Below are 14,097 nucleotides of genomic sequence, written 5' to 3' on the forward strand. Positions count from 1 at the left end.
CGCTCTCCTTGGGTCATGGATGCGGGTGTTCGTCCGGGATGTTCAACGGGATGCCCATGCGCAGCCCTTCGGCCAGGATGTGCTGGCGCATCTGGGCACTGGCCTGGGCGCTGCTGCGTTCACGTATGGCACGCACCACCGCTTCGTTCTCCTTCAGCCGTGCGGCCAGGTGCTCTGGCGAATTGCGCAGCATGTCGGCGCTCTGCTTGAGGGCATTGCCGGTCTGTTGCACCACGCTCTGGAAGATCGGGTTGGTGGTCAGGGCGAACAGCGCTTCATGGAAAGCGATATAGGCGCGGACTCCGGCTTCGCTGTCATCGGCCTCCAGCGCTTCACGCATGTCCATCAGGGTCAGGCGCAGCTGGCCGATGTCCTGGCTGTTGGCCGACTGCGCCACCAGGCCGACGATGAAGGGTTCAAGGGTGTAGCGCAGCTCCAGCACGTCGGCCAGGCTGGCTGCGGTGCTGGTGTCCAGGCTCGGTTCCTGGCCTGCAGCGTCGGCATCCAGCACCAGCACGCCCTTGCCTGGCAGCGAGCGCACCAGGCCCAGGGTTTCCAGCACGGTCACCGCTTCGCGCAGGCTGGGGCGGCTGATGCCCAGTTGTTCGGCCAGCTCGCGCTGGCCTGGCAGCATGTCGCCGGTACGCCATTGGCCGCGGGCGAGGGCCTGGCGCAGTTTTTCCACCACTGAGTTGACGACGGTCGATGAGCTGATCACGGTTCGCTCCTGGAAGGGCCGGCGTCGGTGCCGGCCACGTTCGCTCAGAATTCCTGTTGATGGGGGTTGGGCTGCTTGCGTGGCGTGGGGGCGAAGCCGGGTTTGCCGTCGAGCACGTTGTGCGCACGCTCCAGGTCGATGTCCTTCTCCCAGCGGGCGATGGCCACGGTGGCCACGCAGTTGCCGATCAGGTTGGTCAGTGCCCGGCCGATGCCCATGAACCAGTCCACCGCCAATACCAGTACCAGGCCGACCACCGGGATCGCCGGCACGGCGGTCAGGGTAGCGGCGAGGATCACCAGCGCCGAGCCTGGGATGCCGTGAGCGCCCTTGGAAGTCACCAGCGACACCAGCAGGATGGTCAACAGGTCGGTCATTGCCAGTGGCGTGCCGGTGGCGTTGGCAATGAACACGATGGCCAGGGTCAGGTAGATGGAGAAGCCATCGAGGTTGAACGAATAGCCGGTGGGGATCACCAGGCCGACGGTGGAACTGCCGATGCCCAGGTGCTCCAGCTTGCGCATGATCTGTGGCAGTACGGCGTCGGACGAGGCGGTGCCCAGCACGATGGTCAGCTCTTCACGCAGGTACTTGATCAGCGGCAGCAGCTTCAGGCCCGACAGGCGCATGACCGTGCCCAGCACGATCAGTACGAAGCCGGCGCAAGTCAGGTAGAACAGCGCCACCAGCCCGCCCAGGTGTTGCAGCGATTCCAGGCCGTACTTGCTGGTGGTGAAGGCGATGGCGCCGAACACGCCGATGGGGGCCAGGCGCACGATCATGCCCATGATGCGGAAGATCACGTGGCTCAGCTCGTTGATCAGCCGCGAGATGCCGGCTGCGGAATCGCCCACCAGGTTCAGTGCGCTGCCGAACAGTACCGAGAACAGCAGCACCTGGAGAATGTTGTTGTCGGCGAAGGCGCCGATCACCGAGGTGGGGATCAGGTCCATGAAGAACGCCGTCGCGCCATGGATGTGCTGGCCGCGCTCGGCCAGGCTGCTGGCGTCGGCGCTGGACAGTTGGTCCAGGTGGATGTTGGCGCCGCTGCCGATGCCGCTGGTGAAGGCGAACACCAGGCCGATCACCAGTGCCAGGGTGGTCAGCACTTCGAAGTAGATCACTGACTTCAGGCCGATGCGCCCGACCTTTTTCAGGTCGCCGGCGCCCGAGATGCCGCTGACCACCACGCAGAACACGATCAGGCCGATGAGCATCTTGATCAGCTTGATGAAGCCGTCGCCAAGGGGTTTGAGTTGCAGGGAGAGGTCGGGGAAGCTGAGACCGCAGGCGATGCCGAGGGCAAGGCCGAGCACGACTTGCAGGAAGATCGAACGCGAGCACCATTTGAGCATGGGAGGGATCTCTGATCGGTGTCCTTGCTTCGGTAGCCGCACGGGGCGAAAGAGCGCAGGACTTAATTATTGTGGTCTTACCGGTTTGTTCAGCGCGAAGCCATGAAAGCGCGAAAAATCCTACATTGCAAGGATTTTTGGCCTTACCGGTCTGACCAGTTATGGGGCAATCCGGCCTGCCGGGCTCTGGTTCGGTGCATGGGGTTGGATCGGCAGTTCGCAGGCGAACCGCCGATCCCACAGGGACTGCGCACATGAATCAGATCAGGCTTTGGCCAGTGCCTGTGCACAGCTGCAATCAGCTTGCCAAGCGCCACGCCGACTTCAAAATTTTTGATAACGCTATGATTCGTAAGGTTTATTTGCATTATGTGGCTGACCTCGTAGAATCCGCGCCCGACCGGGAAGTCACTAAAGGGCCGATTACGGGGTATTCATCCTGGTAATCGCCCGCGAGCAGGCTCCTGGCGTTTAAATGAATGGAGTCTCATTGTGCGTCTCAACCTTCCGGTCACCCCGGTCGAGCAACGTTTCCCACCTGATCAACGGCTGATTTCCGCTACCGACACCGCCAGCCTGATCACTTACTGCAACCCCGAATTCGCCGCCATCAGCGGGTACAGCGAGGCCGAACTGATCGGCAGCCCGCACAACCTGGTGCGTCACCCGGACATGCCGCCGGCGGTGTACGCGTTGATGTGGCGCTACCTGAAGGCCGGCAAGAGCTGGATGGGCATCGTCAAGAACCGCTGCCGCAATGGTGACTACTACTGGGTCAATGCCTATGTCACACCCATCCTCGAAGCCGGGCGGGTGGTTGGCTATGAGTCGGTGCGGGTCTGCCCCACGCGTGAGCAGGTGGCCCGTGCCGAGGCCCTGTATGCGCGCTTGCGCAATGGCCAGGCGGTGTTGTCGTGGCCACGTCGGCTGATGCTGCTGGCGCAGGCCCTGGCCCTGCCGCTGGCGAGCGGGCTGCTGGCGCTGGGCGCCAACCAGCTGTGGCCAGGCCTGGTGGGGCAGGGGCTGACCGTAGGGCTGTTGGTGGCCTATGGCCTGTGGGCGCGCGATGCCGTCGGGCGGCAGATGCAGCAGGTTGTGCAGGGGGCCGCCGGCACTTTCGCCGACCCGATCGCGGCCTTGACCTACAGCGACCTGCCCGGTGCCGCCGGGCAACTGGAATTGATGCTGATCAGTGAGGAGGCACGGCTGAAAACCGCGCTGACCCGGTTGAGCGACCTCGCGGCGCAAATGGCCGTGGCTGCCCATGATGCCGGGCAGTTGTCCCGCAGTACCGAGTCGGCCTTGCTGGAGCAGCGTGCGGAAACCGACCTGAGCGCCACCGCCATGAACCAGATGGCAGCGTCCATCGGTGAAGTGGCCAGGCATGTGCAGCTGACCGCCGCCGAGGCCCACACCGCGCATCTGCTGGCCGAGCAGGGCAGCCAGGTGGCCGATGCCAGTGGCGCGGCGATTCGCACCCTGGCCGGTACCGTGGCCCAGATCAACCAGGCGGTCAGCCACCTGGCTGGTCAGACCGGTGCAATCGCCGAGGCCACCGGGATGATCCGCGGCATTGCCGAGCAGACCAACCTGCTGGCCCTCAACGCAGCCATCGAGGCGGCCCGTGCGGGCGAGCAGGGCCGCGGCTTTGCCGTGGTCGCCGACGAAGTGCGGGCACTGGCCGACAAGACCCGGCAGTCTACCTTGCACATCCAGGCCATCATCGATGCCCTGCGCAGTGGCGCCGAGGAAGCCGTGGCGATCGCCAGCCAGGGCATCGTCGGTGCCGAGCAGGGCGTTGCCCAGGTGCAGGAAGCCCGGCAGGCGCTGCATGGCATTCGTGACGCGGTGCAGCGCATCAGCGACATGAGCCAGCAGATGGCCACGGCCTCGCAGCAGCAGTCGGCAGTGGCCGCAGACGTTTCACGGCAGATCAATGGCGTGGCCGGCATTGCCCAGCACAGCGCCCACAGCGCCAACGCTGCCGCTTCGCGCGGCGCCGAACTGGAAGAGGTGTGCGCCGGATTGCGCGCCCTCGTGGAGCGCTTCAACCGCTAAGGCAGGATGCTTTATGGATGACATCTATCGTGCGGCCGTGGACGCGGCCGCGATTTTTTCCGAAACCGACCTGCGTGGGACCATCACCTACGTCAACCAGCAGTTCTGCAGCATCTCGGGCTACAGCCACGAGGAGCTGCTGGGCGCCAACCACCGCATTCTCAACTCCGGCCTGCACGAGCCGGAGTTCTTCGTCGGCATGTGGCGGGCGTTGGCCGCCGGCCGGGTATGGAAGGGCGAGATCTGCAACCGCGCCAAGGATGGCTCGCTGTACTGGGTCGACAGCACCATGGTGCCGCTGGTCGACCCGCTAACCGGCCTGGTGCGCAAGTACGTGTCGATCCGTTTCGACGTCACCGAGAAGCGCCAGCTGCTGCATGCCTTGCAATGGCGGGTGGGCCACGACGTGCTCACCGGCCTGCCCAACCGCGCTTACCTGTCCGACCTGCTGAACCAGGCCCTGGCCTACTCGCGCCGTGAAGACATTCCGCTGGCGGTGTGCATGCTCGACCTGGATGGCTTCAAGGCGGTCAACGACGGCTACGGGCATGCCATTGGCGACCTGCTGCTGGTCGAGGTGGCGCAGCGGCTGAAGCACATACTGCGCGGTGGCGACGCGGTGGCCCGGCTCTCGGGAGACGAGTTCGTGCTGATCCTGCGCGACGTCGACGAAGACCGCCAGCTGCATGCGGCGCTGCGTCGGGTGCTGCAGGCACTGGCGGCGCCCTATGTGGTGCGCGAGCACCGCCTGTCGCTTAGCGCCAGTATTGGCGTGACCCTGTACCCGCAGGACGACGAGGACGCCGACACCTTGGTGCGCCATGCCGACCAGGCCATGTACGTTGCCAAGCAGCGTGGGCGCAACCGCTATCACCTGTTCGACGTGTCCCAGGAACAGGAGCTCAAGGCTACCCATCAGACCGTGGCGCGGGTGCGCCGGGCCCTGCACAACGGCGAGCTGTGCCTGTATTACCAGCCCAAGGTCAACTTGCGCAGCGGCCAGGTGCTGGGTTTCGAGGGCTTGTTGCGCTGGCAGCGGCCAGGCCGTGGCCTGGTACCGCCTGGCGATTTCCTGCCTTGGGTGGAGCAGACCGACCTGATCGTGGAAATCGGCGAGTGGGTGCTCGTCCAGGCGCTGAACCAGCTCCAGGTGTGGCAGCGCCAGGGGCGGCCCTGGTCACTGAGCGTGAATATCGCCGCGCGGCATTTGCAGCGCAGTGACTTTGCCGAACGCCTGCAGCAGTTGCTGGCGGCGCACCCGGAGGTGGACCCGGCGCGGCTGGACCTGGAAATCGTCGAGTCGGTGGCCATCGACAACCTGCAGCATGTCAGCCGCTGCCTCGATGCCTGCCGCGCGCAGGGTGTGCGTTTCTCCCTGGACGACTTCGGCACCGGCTATTCATCGCTGAGTTACCTGAAGCGCTTGCCGACCCAGACGATCAAGATCGACCAGTCGTTCGTGCGCGACATCCTGCATGACCAGGACGACCTGGCGCTGACCAGGGCGGTGATCGGCCTGGCGCGGGCGTTTGGCCGTGAGGTGATTGCCGAAGGGCTGGAGAGCGTCGAGCACGGCCGGGTACTGATGGGCCTGGGCTGCGAGCTGGCGCAGGGTTACTGCATCGCCCGGCCGATGCCGGCCAGTGCGGTGCAAGCCTGGGCGCAGGCCTATCGGCAGCCGGCGCAATGGCGCGATCCTTGATTACACGTCAGCGGGTTGGAGAGGGGAGCTTTGCCCATACCGGCTTTTACAGAATTGCTCATTGAATTGGCAGGGACCCTGTGGGAGCGGCTTTAGCCGCGAACACCGGCGCAGCCGGTGCCATGCACCGCGTTGGGTTGTGTGCGGCCAAAGCTGCCCCCAAAGGGATATCCCGGACGTTGAGACGGGGGCTTGCCTGAGCCGGCGATGAGGCCGGTACAGACCAGGGCGATCATCGCTCACGCAACCGCTTGTACAGCGTGGTGCGGCTGATGCCAAGCCTGCGCGCCACCGCTGAAAGGTTGCCGTTGGCTTGCGCCACCAGCGCGTGCAGGTCCGCCTCTTCGGTCGCGACCGGCACAGGCACATGCGACTCGGCGAGAAATCCCGCAGGCAAGTGTTCCAGGCCGACCGGCCCGTTACCCGCCAAGGCCAGTGCCACCTGCAGCACACTCACCAGTTCGCGCACGTTACCTGGCCAGGGGTGCCGATCGAACAGCTCGATAATGGCCGCAGGCAGCCGCGCGGGTTGCCCGGGGTCGCGGTAGCGCGCATGCACCTGCTCGATCAGCTGTCGGCGGTCACTGCGCTCGCGCAGCGGCGGCAACACCACCGCCAGCCCGGCGATGCGGTAATACAGGTCCTGGCGAAAGCGCCCGGCGCGCACCTCTTCGGCCAGGTCGCGGTTGCTCGCCGACACCACGCGGATATCCACTGCCACCGGTTCGCCGCTGCCCAATGGCTGGATGCTGCGCGACTGCAGCACGCGCAGCAGGCGGGCCTGGGTGGGCAACGGCATGTCGCCGATTTCATCGAGGAACAGGATGCCGTGGTGGGCCTTGCGGATCAGCCCCGGGTTGCCCTTCTGGTGGGCGCCGGTGAACGCGCCCTTGTCGTAGCCGAACAGCTCCGATTCCACCAGCTCGGCCGGGATCGCCGCGCAGTTGACCGCGACCAGCGGCTGGCTGGCGCGGCTGCTGGCCCGGTGCAGGGTGTCGACGAATACCTCCTTGCCGACGCCCGTTTCACCCTGTACCAGCACCGGGATGTCCTTTTCCAACAGCAGGCAGGCCTGTGCCAGAGCCTTCTCCAGGCGTGGCTCAGCGTTGCTGGCGGCGGGGCGGCTGGGGGCCGCGCGCGGCGGCTGCCACTGGCAGTGAAAGCGGTTGCGCCCGATGGCTTGCAGGGCGAAGGGCTGTTGCCGGGGATGGCTGAGCAGCTGTTGCAGGGGCAACTGGAACAGTTGTGCGATGTTCTGCTGCAGCGGGTTGCCGCCGAGCAGGGTGTCGGCCCGGTGATTGGCGGCCAGCACCTGCCCGTGCTCATCGAACACCAGCAGGCCGGCCCAGGGGCTGTCGAGGTTGTCGGAGGCGCTGTTGAAGATCAGTTGCGCGTGCTGGTCGGCATGCTCGGCGAGGATCAGGCGGTTCTCCAGGCTCTGGCCCATCATGCGTACCAGGCCCAGCGTCTGGCTGGCTGGCAGATAGCCGTCGCTGGCCACATCGAGCACCCCGACCAGTTGCCGCGCAGCGTCGAACAGCGGCGCGGCGGCGCTGGACATATAGCGGTTCTGGCGCAGGAAGTGCTCGTCCTGACCGACATGGATCGCCTCGGCGCAGACCAGTGCGGTACCAAGGGCATTGGTGCCGACGCCGCGCTCGTGCCAGTGGGCACCGGCGCTGAAGCCATGTTGCTGGCGCGGCTCGATGAAGCGCCGCGAGCCCCAGCTGTCGAGCAGGCAGCCGCTGGCATCGGCCAGCATCACCAGGTAGCTGGCATTGCCCAGCAGGTGCGCATACTGCGGCAGCACCGCTTCCCGGGTCAGGCGCAGCAGGGCCTGGCGCCGCTCCAGCAGGGCACTCAGCTCGGCGTGGGTCAGGCAGTCGAAGTCCGGGGCGTGCTGGGGTTGCAAACCGTGGTCGCGGCAGCGGGCCCAGGAGGCCTGGATCAGTTGGGCATGGGGTGAAGCGGATGCGGCCATGGGCCTGTCCTGTGTGATTGTTGTCATGGGGCCGACCGCTGTTCAGTGTTGTGCACGGTTGTTCAATGTCAAACCGGCAAGTGTTCAGTTGTTCAGTGCTTGTGTTCATTTGTGAACCTGCGATTGGCCGGGGCTTGCCTGGCAGGCCCCGGGTCAGACGGTTGCGGTGCAACTGGCACGAAACTGGCTGTGCCCGGCAGACAACAACCACAAGAAGGCCACGCCATGTCTCTGGTGCTGGAACAGGTCAGCCGCAGCGTCGACAACCAGGCCTGGATCGTCGATGCCTCACTGCGTTTCGAGCCCGGCTCGTTCAACGTGCTGCTGGGCCGCACCCTGGCCGGCAAGACCAGCCTGATGCGCCTGATGGCCGGGCTCGACCGCCCGGACCGGGGGCGGGTGCTGATGGATGGCCAGGACGTGACTGGCGTGCCGGTGCGCCAGCGCAATGTGTCGATGGTGTATCAGCAGTTCATCAATTACCCGACCCTCAACGTGTTCGAGAATATTGCGTCACCGCTGCGCCAGGCACGCATGGCCGAGCCCGAGATTCGCCGGCGGGTGCAGGAAACCGCCGAGATGCTGCGCATCGAAGCCTACCTGCAGCGCCTGCCGCTGGAGCTGTCCGGTGGCCAGCAGCAACGCACGGCGATGGCTCGGGCGCTGGTCAAGGATGCCTCGCTGATCCTGTTCGACGAGCCACTGGTCAACCTCGACTACAAGCTGCGCGAGGGCCTGCGCCAGGAACTGCGCGAACTGTTCGCGGCGCGCCACTGCATTGCCGTGTATGCCACCACCGAGCCCAACGAGGCGCTGGCACTGGGCGGCACCACCACCCTGGTGCATGAGGGCCGTATCGTCCAGAGCGGGCCTACCGCCGAGGTCTACCAGCGCCCGGGCAGCGTGCTGGCTGCCGAGCTGTTTTCCGAACCACCGATCAACCTGGTGCCTGGCCGTATCAGCGGCAACGATGTGAGCCTGGCCCAGGCCGTGCACTTTGCCCGCAATGCCGACTTGCGGCCGCTTGCCGAGGGTGACTACCGCTTTGGCGTACGGCCCAGCCACATCAGCCTGGTGCCGGCTCACGACGACGACCTGGAATTGTCGGTGCTGGTGGAGCTGGCCGAGATCAGTGGTTCAGAAACCTTCCTGCATGTGCGCAACGAACATTGGCGCATGATCCTGCACCTGCCAGGCGTGCACGAATACCAGGTGGATACGCCGATCCGCGTGTTCATCCCTACCCACAAGCTGTTCGTGTTCGACAGCGCCGGGGCGTTGGTGCAGGCCCCGGGGCTGCGCCAGGCAAGGAGAGGGTGATGGCCGAAATTCGCCTGCGCCAACTGGCGCACAGCTACAGCCGGCAGCCCGCCAGCGAGGCGGACTATGCCCTGCACGCGCTGGAGCATGTGTGGGAGCAGGGCGGTGCCTACGCCTTGCTCGGGCCGTCGGGCTGCGGCAAGTCGACCTTGCTCAACATCATTTCCGGGCTGCTGACACCGTCCCACGGCGAGGTGCTGTTCGACGGCAAGCCGGTCAACCAGCTGTCACCGCAGGCACGCAATATCGCCCAGGTGTTCCAGTTCCCGGTGGTGTACGACACCATGACGGTGTTCGACAACCTGGCGTTTCCCTTGCGCAACCAGGGGCTGGACGCAGCCCGGGTGCAGGCCCGGGTGGAGGAGATTGCCGAGGTGCTTGATCTGTCGGCCGTGCTGCGCAAGAAGGCGCGCAACCTCAGTGCCGACGAAAAGCAGAAGGTCTCCATGGGCCGTGGGCTGGTGCGCGATGACGTGTCGGCGATCCTGTTCGACGAGCCGCTGACGGTGATCGACCCGCACCTGAAGTGGAAGCTGCGGCGCAAACTCAAGCAGATCCACGAGCAGTTCAACATCACCATGATCTACGTCACCCACGACCAGTTGGAGGCCTCGACGTTCGCCGACAAGATCGCGGTGATGCATGGCGGGCGCATTGTCCAGTTCGGTACCCCGCGCGAACTGTTCGAACGACCGCGGCATACCTTCGTCGGTTACTTCATCGGCAGCCCGGGGATGAACCTGATCGAGGTGCGCGCCGAAGCGGACGGGGTGGTGTTCGGCGATATTCACCTGGAGCTGCCCGACGGCTTGCGCGAGCGCCTGGCAGCGACGGCGGGCGGGCGCCTGCAGGTGGGCATCCGCCCGGAATTCGTGCAGCTGTGGGACAGCCCGTTCGATGACGCCTACCCGGCGCGGGTGCTGGACATCGAGGACCTGGGCACCTACCGCATCGTCACCCTTGAACTGGGCGGTGTGGCGCTCAAGGCGCGCCTGGGCGAGGACCGCCCGCTGCCGGTGGGCCAGGCCTGGGTCAGCCTGCCGGCGCAGTGGCTGATGCTGTACCTGGACGATGTGCTGCTGGAGGCCGGGCCATGAACAAGGTGCCGAACAACAAGGCCTGGTGGCTGGTGCTGCCGGTGTTCCTGCTGGTGGCATTCAGTGCGGTGGTGCCGATGATGACGGTGGTCAACTACTCGGTGCAGGACATCTTCGACCAGTCCAACCGCTACTTCGTCGGCGCCGACTGGTACCGCCAGGTGCTGCGCGACCCGGCGCTGCACGATGCACTGCTGCGCCAGTTCATCTATTCCGCCTGCGTGCTGCTGATCGAGATCCCGCTGGGCATCGCCATTGCCCTGACCATGCCGACCAAGGGGCGCATGGCTTCGGTGTGCCTGATCGTCATGGCCATCCCGTTACTGATCCCGTGGAACGTGGTCGGCACCATCTGGCAGATTTTCGGCCGTGCCGATATCGGCCTGCTCGGCGCCACCCTGGCCAAACTCGGGGTCAGCTACAACTACGCCGGCGACCCGTTCGACGCTTGGCTGACTGTGCTGGTGATGGATGTGTGGCACTGGACGTCGCTGGTGGCGTTGCTCTGTTACTCAGGGCTGCGCGCCATTCCCGATGTGTACTATCAGGCTGCGCGCATCGACCGCGCCTCGGGCTGGGCGGTGTTCCGCCATATCCAGTTGCCCAAGCTGAAGAACGTGCTGCTGATCGCGGTGATGCTGCGCTTCATGGACAGCTTCATGATCTACACCGAGCCCTTCGTGCTGACCGGTGGCGGGCCCGGCAACGCCACCACCTTCCTCAGCCAGACCCTCACGCGCATGGCTGTCGGGCAGTTCGACCTGGGCCCGGCGGCGGCGTTCTCGCTGGTGTACTTCCTGATCATCCTGCTGGTGTCGTGGCTGTTCTACACAGCCATGACCCATGCCGACAAGGACTAGGCCATGAGCACACGCAAATCGCTGGCCCTGCTGCTGTACTTCTTCTTCCTGCTGGTGCCGATCTACTGGCTGCTGAACATGTCGTTCAAGAGCAACACCGAGATCCTCGGCGGCCTGACCCTGTGGCCACAGGCGTTCACCCTCGACAACTACCGGGTAATCTTCACCGATGCCAGCTGGTACAGCGGCTACATCAATTCGCTGTACTACGTGTGCCTGAACACGCTGATTTCACTGCTGGTGGCGCTGCCTGCCGCGTATGCCTTCTCGCGCTACCGCTTCCTTGGTGACCGGCACCTGTTCTTCTGGCTGCTGACCAACCGCATGGCGCCACCGGCGGTGTTCCTGCTGCCGTTTTTCCAGCTGTATTCGTCGATCGGCCTGTTCGATACCCATATCGCCGTGGCCCTGGCCCACTGCCTGTTCAATGTGCCGCTGGCGGTGTGGATCCTCGAGGGGTTCATGTCCGGTGTGCCGAAGGAAATCGACGAAACGGCCTACATCGATGGCTACAGCTTCCCGCGCTTCTTCGTGAAAATCTTCATTCCGCTGATTGGCTCCGGCATCGGCGTGACGGCGTTTTTCTGTTTCATGTTTTCCTGGGTCGAGCTGCTGCTGGCGCGCACCCTGACCTCGGTGAATGCCAAGCCGATCGCCGCGGTGATGACCCGAACCGTGTCGGCCTCGGGCATCGATTGGGGTGTGCTGGCGGCGGCGGGGGTACTGACCATCTTGCCGGGCATGCTGGTGATCTGGTTCGTGCGCAACCATGTGGCCAAGGGCTTCGCCCTGGGCCGGGTGTGAGGAGGGCAAGGCATGGAGTGGATGGCCTGGACCTTGCCGACGGCGCTGTTCTTCGCCGCCGTCGGCGTGCTGCTGCTGGGCATGACGCTGCTGGAATTGCGCCGCCCCTGCGTGGAGCGGCGTGGCTTCCTGCCGCTGGTCACCAGCCGTGGCGACCGCTTGTTCATCGGCCTGCTGGCCAGCGCCTACCTGCATTTGCTGGTGGTTGGCGTCAGCGAGTGGCCATTGTGGGTGGCCTCGCTGCTGTCGCTGGCGTGGCTGGTGGTGGTGCTGCGCTGGGGCTGAGCGAGCGGCCCTGTGGGATAACTGAAACGGGAGATCACAATGTTCGACAACAAGTACAACAGGCGACATTTGACCCTGGCGGCGTTGCTGGTACTGGCCAGCGTGCAGGGCACAGCCTGGGCAGACCAGTACGAGGACGCGGCCAAGAAGTGGCTCGGCAGCGAGTTCAAGCCTTCGACCCTTACCCCTGAACAGCAGTTGGCCGAGTTGAAGTGGTTCATAAAGGCTGCCGAGCCGTTCCGTGGCATGAAGATCAACGTGGTGTCGGAAACCATCACCACCCATGAATACGAGTCCAAGGTGTTGGCCAAGGCCTTCAGCGAGATCACCGGTATCCAGCTGACCCACGATTTGCTGCAGGAAGGCGACGTGGTGGAAAAGCTGCAGACACAGATGCAGTCGGACAAGAACATCTATGACGGCTGGGTCAACGACTCCGACCTGATCGGTACGCACTTTCGCTACGGCAAGGTGGAATCGATCACCGACCTGATGGCCAACGAAGGCAAGGACTACACCTCGCCGACCCTGGACCTGAAGGACTTCATCGGCATTTCCTTCACCACCGCGCCGGATGGCAAGGTCTACCAACTGCCCGATCAGCAGTTCGCCAACCTCTACTGGTTCCGTGCCGACTGGTTCGAACGGCCCGAGCTGAAGGCCAGGTTCAAGGAAAAGTACGGCTACGAGCTTGGCGTACCGGTGAACTGGTCGGCCTACGAGGACATTGCCAGGTTCTTCACCGAAGACGTCAAGGAAATCGACGGCAAGCGCGTCTATGGCCACATGGACTACGGCAAGAAAGACCCGTCGCTGGGTTGGCGTTTCACCGATGCCTGGTTCTCGATGGCGGGTGGCGGCGACAAAGGCCTGCCCAATGGTTTGCCGGTGGACGAATGGGGCATCCGCGTGGAGGACTGCCACCCGGTGGGTTCCAGCGTGACCCGAGGCGGCGACACCAACGGCCCGGCCGCCGTCTATGCCACACAGAAATACGTGGACTGGATGCGTGCCTATGCGCCCAAGGAAGCCCAGGGCATGACCTTCTCCGAAGCCGGCCCGGTGCCGGCCCAGGGCAACATTGCCCAGCAGATCTTCTGGTACACCGCGTTTACCGCCGACATGACCAAGCTCGGGTTGCCGGTGGTGAATGCCGATGGCACGCCGAAGTGGCGCATGGCGCCTTCGCCGAAGGGGCCGTACTGGGAGGAGGGCATGAAGCTGGGCTACCAGGACACTGGCTCGTGGACCTTCTTCAAGTCCACCCCCGAGAAGCAACGCCTGGCGGCGTGGCTGTACGCCCAGTTCGTCACCTCCAAGACCGTGTCGCTGAAAAAGACCATCGTTGGCCTCACGCCGATTCGCGAATCGGACATCAACTCCCAGGCCATGACCGAGCTGGCGCCCAAGCTGGGCGGGCTGGTGGAGTTCTACCGCAGCCCGGCGCGGGTACAGTGGACGCCAACCGGTACCAATGTGCCGGATTACCCGCGCTTGGCGCAGTTGTGGTGGAGCCACATCGCCGAGGTGGCCAGTGGCGAGAAGACCCCGCAGGAAGCGCTGGACGGCCTGGCCCGCGACCAGGACCGGATGATGGAGCGCTTGCAGCGGTCCAACGCTCAGGCCACGTGCGCACCGAAGCTGAACCCGGAGAAGGATGCCCAGTACTGGTTCGACCAGCCCGGTGCGCCGAAACCGAAGCTGGCCAACGAAAAGCCCAAGGGCGAGACGGTCAGCTACAGCGAACTGCTGAAGTCGTGGGAGGCGGCCAGGAAGTGATCGGCTGAATACCGCGCGGGCCTCTTCGCGGGTAAACCCGCTCCCACAGGGACCGTGCAGTCCACGAAGGCTGTGATGTCCCCTGTGGGAGCGGGTTTACCCGCGAAGAGGACGGTGCAGCCATCAAGAAACTCAGCC

11 protein-coding genes and 1 pseudogene are annotated in these 14,097 nt (G+C 64.8%); 9 read left to right on the top strand and 3 right to left on the bottom strand.

All coding sequences use genetic code 11. The features are described 5' to 3' along the window. Window positions 1–13: 13 nt before the first annotated feature. Window positions 14–718, bottom strand: coding sequence for a FadR/GntR family transcriptional regulator (locus tag MKK04_RS08855; RefSeq protein WP_207835172.1), 705 nt, complete (start codon window positions 716–718; stop codon window positions 14–16). 44 nt (window positions 719–762) lie between these two features. Then, window positions 763–2,073, bottom strand: a complete 1,311-nt coding sequence (locus tag MKK04_RS08860; protein ID WP_003260726.1) for a C4-dicarboxylate transporter DctA — start codon at window positions 2,071–2,073, stop codon at window positions 763–765. Between the two features lie 492 nt (window positions 2,074–2,565). Here MKK04_RS08860 and MKK04_RS26640 point away from each other — a divergent pair. From MKK04_RS26640 to MKK04_RS08870, 3 genes and pseudogenes are all read left to right on the top strand, one after another. Beyond that, window positions 2,566–2,895: pseudogene (locus tag MKK04_RS26640) on the top strand (PAS domain-containing protein); the annotation flags it as partial. Window positions 2,896–3,003: 108 nt separating this feature from the next. After that, window positions 3,004–4,131: a methyl-accepting chemotaxis protein gene (locus MKK04_RS08865; protein WP_442964570.1), complete on the top strand. Its 1,128-nt coding sequence runs from the start codon at window positions 3,004–3,006 to the stop codon at window positions 4,129–4,131. A 13-nt stretch (window positions 4,132–4,144) separates the two neighbouring features. Beyond that, window positions 4,145–5,833 carry a putative bifunctional diguanylate cyclase/phosphodiesterase gene (locus tag MKK04_RS08870; protein ID WP_063913996.1) on the top strand — a complete coding sequence of 563 codons (1,689 nt, stop codon included), beginning with the start codon at window positions 4,145–4,147 and terminating at the stop codon, window positions 5,831–5,833. 232 nt (window positions 5,834–6,065) lie between these two features. Here MKK04_RS08870 and MKK04_RS08875 read toward each other — a convergent pair whose 3' ends face one another. Then, the gene (locus MKK04_RS08875; RefSeq protein WP_241106470.1) at window positions 6,066–7,814 is read right to left on the bottom strand and encodes a sigma-54-dependent Fis family transcriptional regulator; all 1,749 of its coding nucleotides are present in this window, start codon (window positions 7,812–7,814) and stop codon (window positions 6,066–6,068) included. Window positions 7,815–8,039: 225 nt separating this feature from the next. Between MKK04_RS08875 and MKK04_RS08880 the strand changes: the two genes are divergently transcribed. Genes MKK04_RS08880 through MKK04_RS08905 form a run of 6 tightly spaced genes read left to right on the top strand, consistent with a single transcriptional unit; the run spans window position 8,040 to window position 13,959 of the window. Then, on the top strand, window positions 8,040–9,134 hold the full coding sequence (locus tag MKK04_RS08880; protein ID WP_241106471.1) for an ABC transporter ATP-binding protein: 1,095 nt from the start codon (window positions 8,040–8,042) through the stop codon (window positions 9,132–9,134). After that, a complete protein-coding gene (locus tag MKK04_RS08885; protein WP_207835188.1) occupies window positions 9,134–10,231 on the top strand; it encodes an ABC transporter ATP-binding protein in 1,098 nt (365 codons plus the stop codon). Before MKK04_RS08880 ends, MKK04_RS08885 begins: the two co-directional genes overlap by 1 nt. Beyond that, entirely contained in the window at window positions 10,228–11,091 is an 864-nt protein-coding gene (locus tag MKK04_RS08890) for a carbohydrate ABC transporter permease (protein WP_013971875.1), read from the top strand. Before MKK04_RS08885 ends, MKK04_RS08890 begins: the two co-directional genes overlap by 4 nt. Before the next feature lie 3 nt (window positions 11,092–11,094). Then, complete coding sequence (locus tag MKK04_RS08895; protein ID WP_013971876.1) at window positions 11,095–11,895, top strand: carbohydrate ABC transporter permease; 801 nt, start codon at window positions 11,095–11,097, stop codon at window positions 11,893–11,895. Window positions 11,896–11,907: 12 nt separating this feature from the next. Continuing rightward, window positions 11,908–12,180, top strand: coding sequence for a DUF2160 domain-containing protein (locus MKK04_RS08900; protein WP_013971877.1), 273 nt, complete (start codon window positions 11,908–11,910; stop codon window positions 12,178–12,180). 39 nt (window positions 12,181–12,219) lie between these two features. After that, complete coding sequence (locus MKK04_RS08905; protein WP_241106472.1) at window positions 12,220–13,959, top strand: ABC transporter substrate-binding protein; 1,740 nt, start codon at window positions 12,220–12,222, stop codon at window positions 13,957–13,959. The last annotated feature ends 138 nt before the right edge of the window (window positions 13,960–14,097 follow it).

Origin of the sequence: Pseudomonas sp. LS.1a (genome assembly GCF_022533585.1) — a bacterium.
Lineage (GTDB): Bacteria > Pseudomonadota > Gammaproteobacteria > Pseudomonadales > Pseudomonadaceae > Aquipseudomonas.

Coding starts and splice junctions, on each gene's coding strand:
- MKK04_RS08860 (WP_003260726.1), bottom strand. CDS start 2,073: ATGCTCAAATGGTGCTCGCGTTCGATCTTCCTGCAAGTCGTGCTCGGC.
- MKK04_RS08865 (WP_442964570.1), top strand. CDS start 3,004: ATGCTGCTGGCGCAGGCCCTGGCCCTGCCGCTGGCGAGCGGGCTGCTG.
- MKK04_RS08870 (WP_063913996.1), top strand. CDS start 4,145: ATGGATGACATCTATCGTGCGGCCGTGGACGCGGCCGCGATTTTTTCC.
- MKK04_RS08875 (WP_241106470.1), bottom strand. CDS start 7,814: ATGGCCGCATCCGCTTCACCCCATGCCCAACTGATCCAGGCCTCCTGG.
- MKK04_RS08880 (WP_241106471.1), top strand. CDS start 8,040: ATGTCTCTGGTGCTGGAACAGGTCAGCCGCAGCGTCGACAACCAGGCC.
- MKK04_RS08885 (WP_207835188.1), top strand. CDS start 9,134: ATGGCCGAAATTCGCCTGCGCCAACTGGCGCACAGCTACAGCCGGCAG.
- MKK04_RS08890 (WP_013971875.1), top strand. CDS start 10,228: ATGAACAAGGTGCCGAACAACAAGGCCTGGTGGCTGGTGCTGCCGGTG.
- MKK04_RS08895 (WP_013971876.1), top strand. CDS start 11,095: ATGAGCACACGCAAATCGCTGGCCCTGCTGCTGTACTTCTTCTTCCTG.
- MKK04_RS08900 (WP_013971877.1), top strand. CDS start 11,908: ATGGAGTGGATGGCCTGGACCTTGCCGACGGCGCTGTTCTTCGCCGCC.
- MKK04_RS08905 (WP_241106472.1), top strand. CDS start 12,220: ATGTTCGACAACAAGTACAACAGGCGACATTTGACCCTGGCGGCGTTG.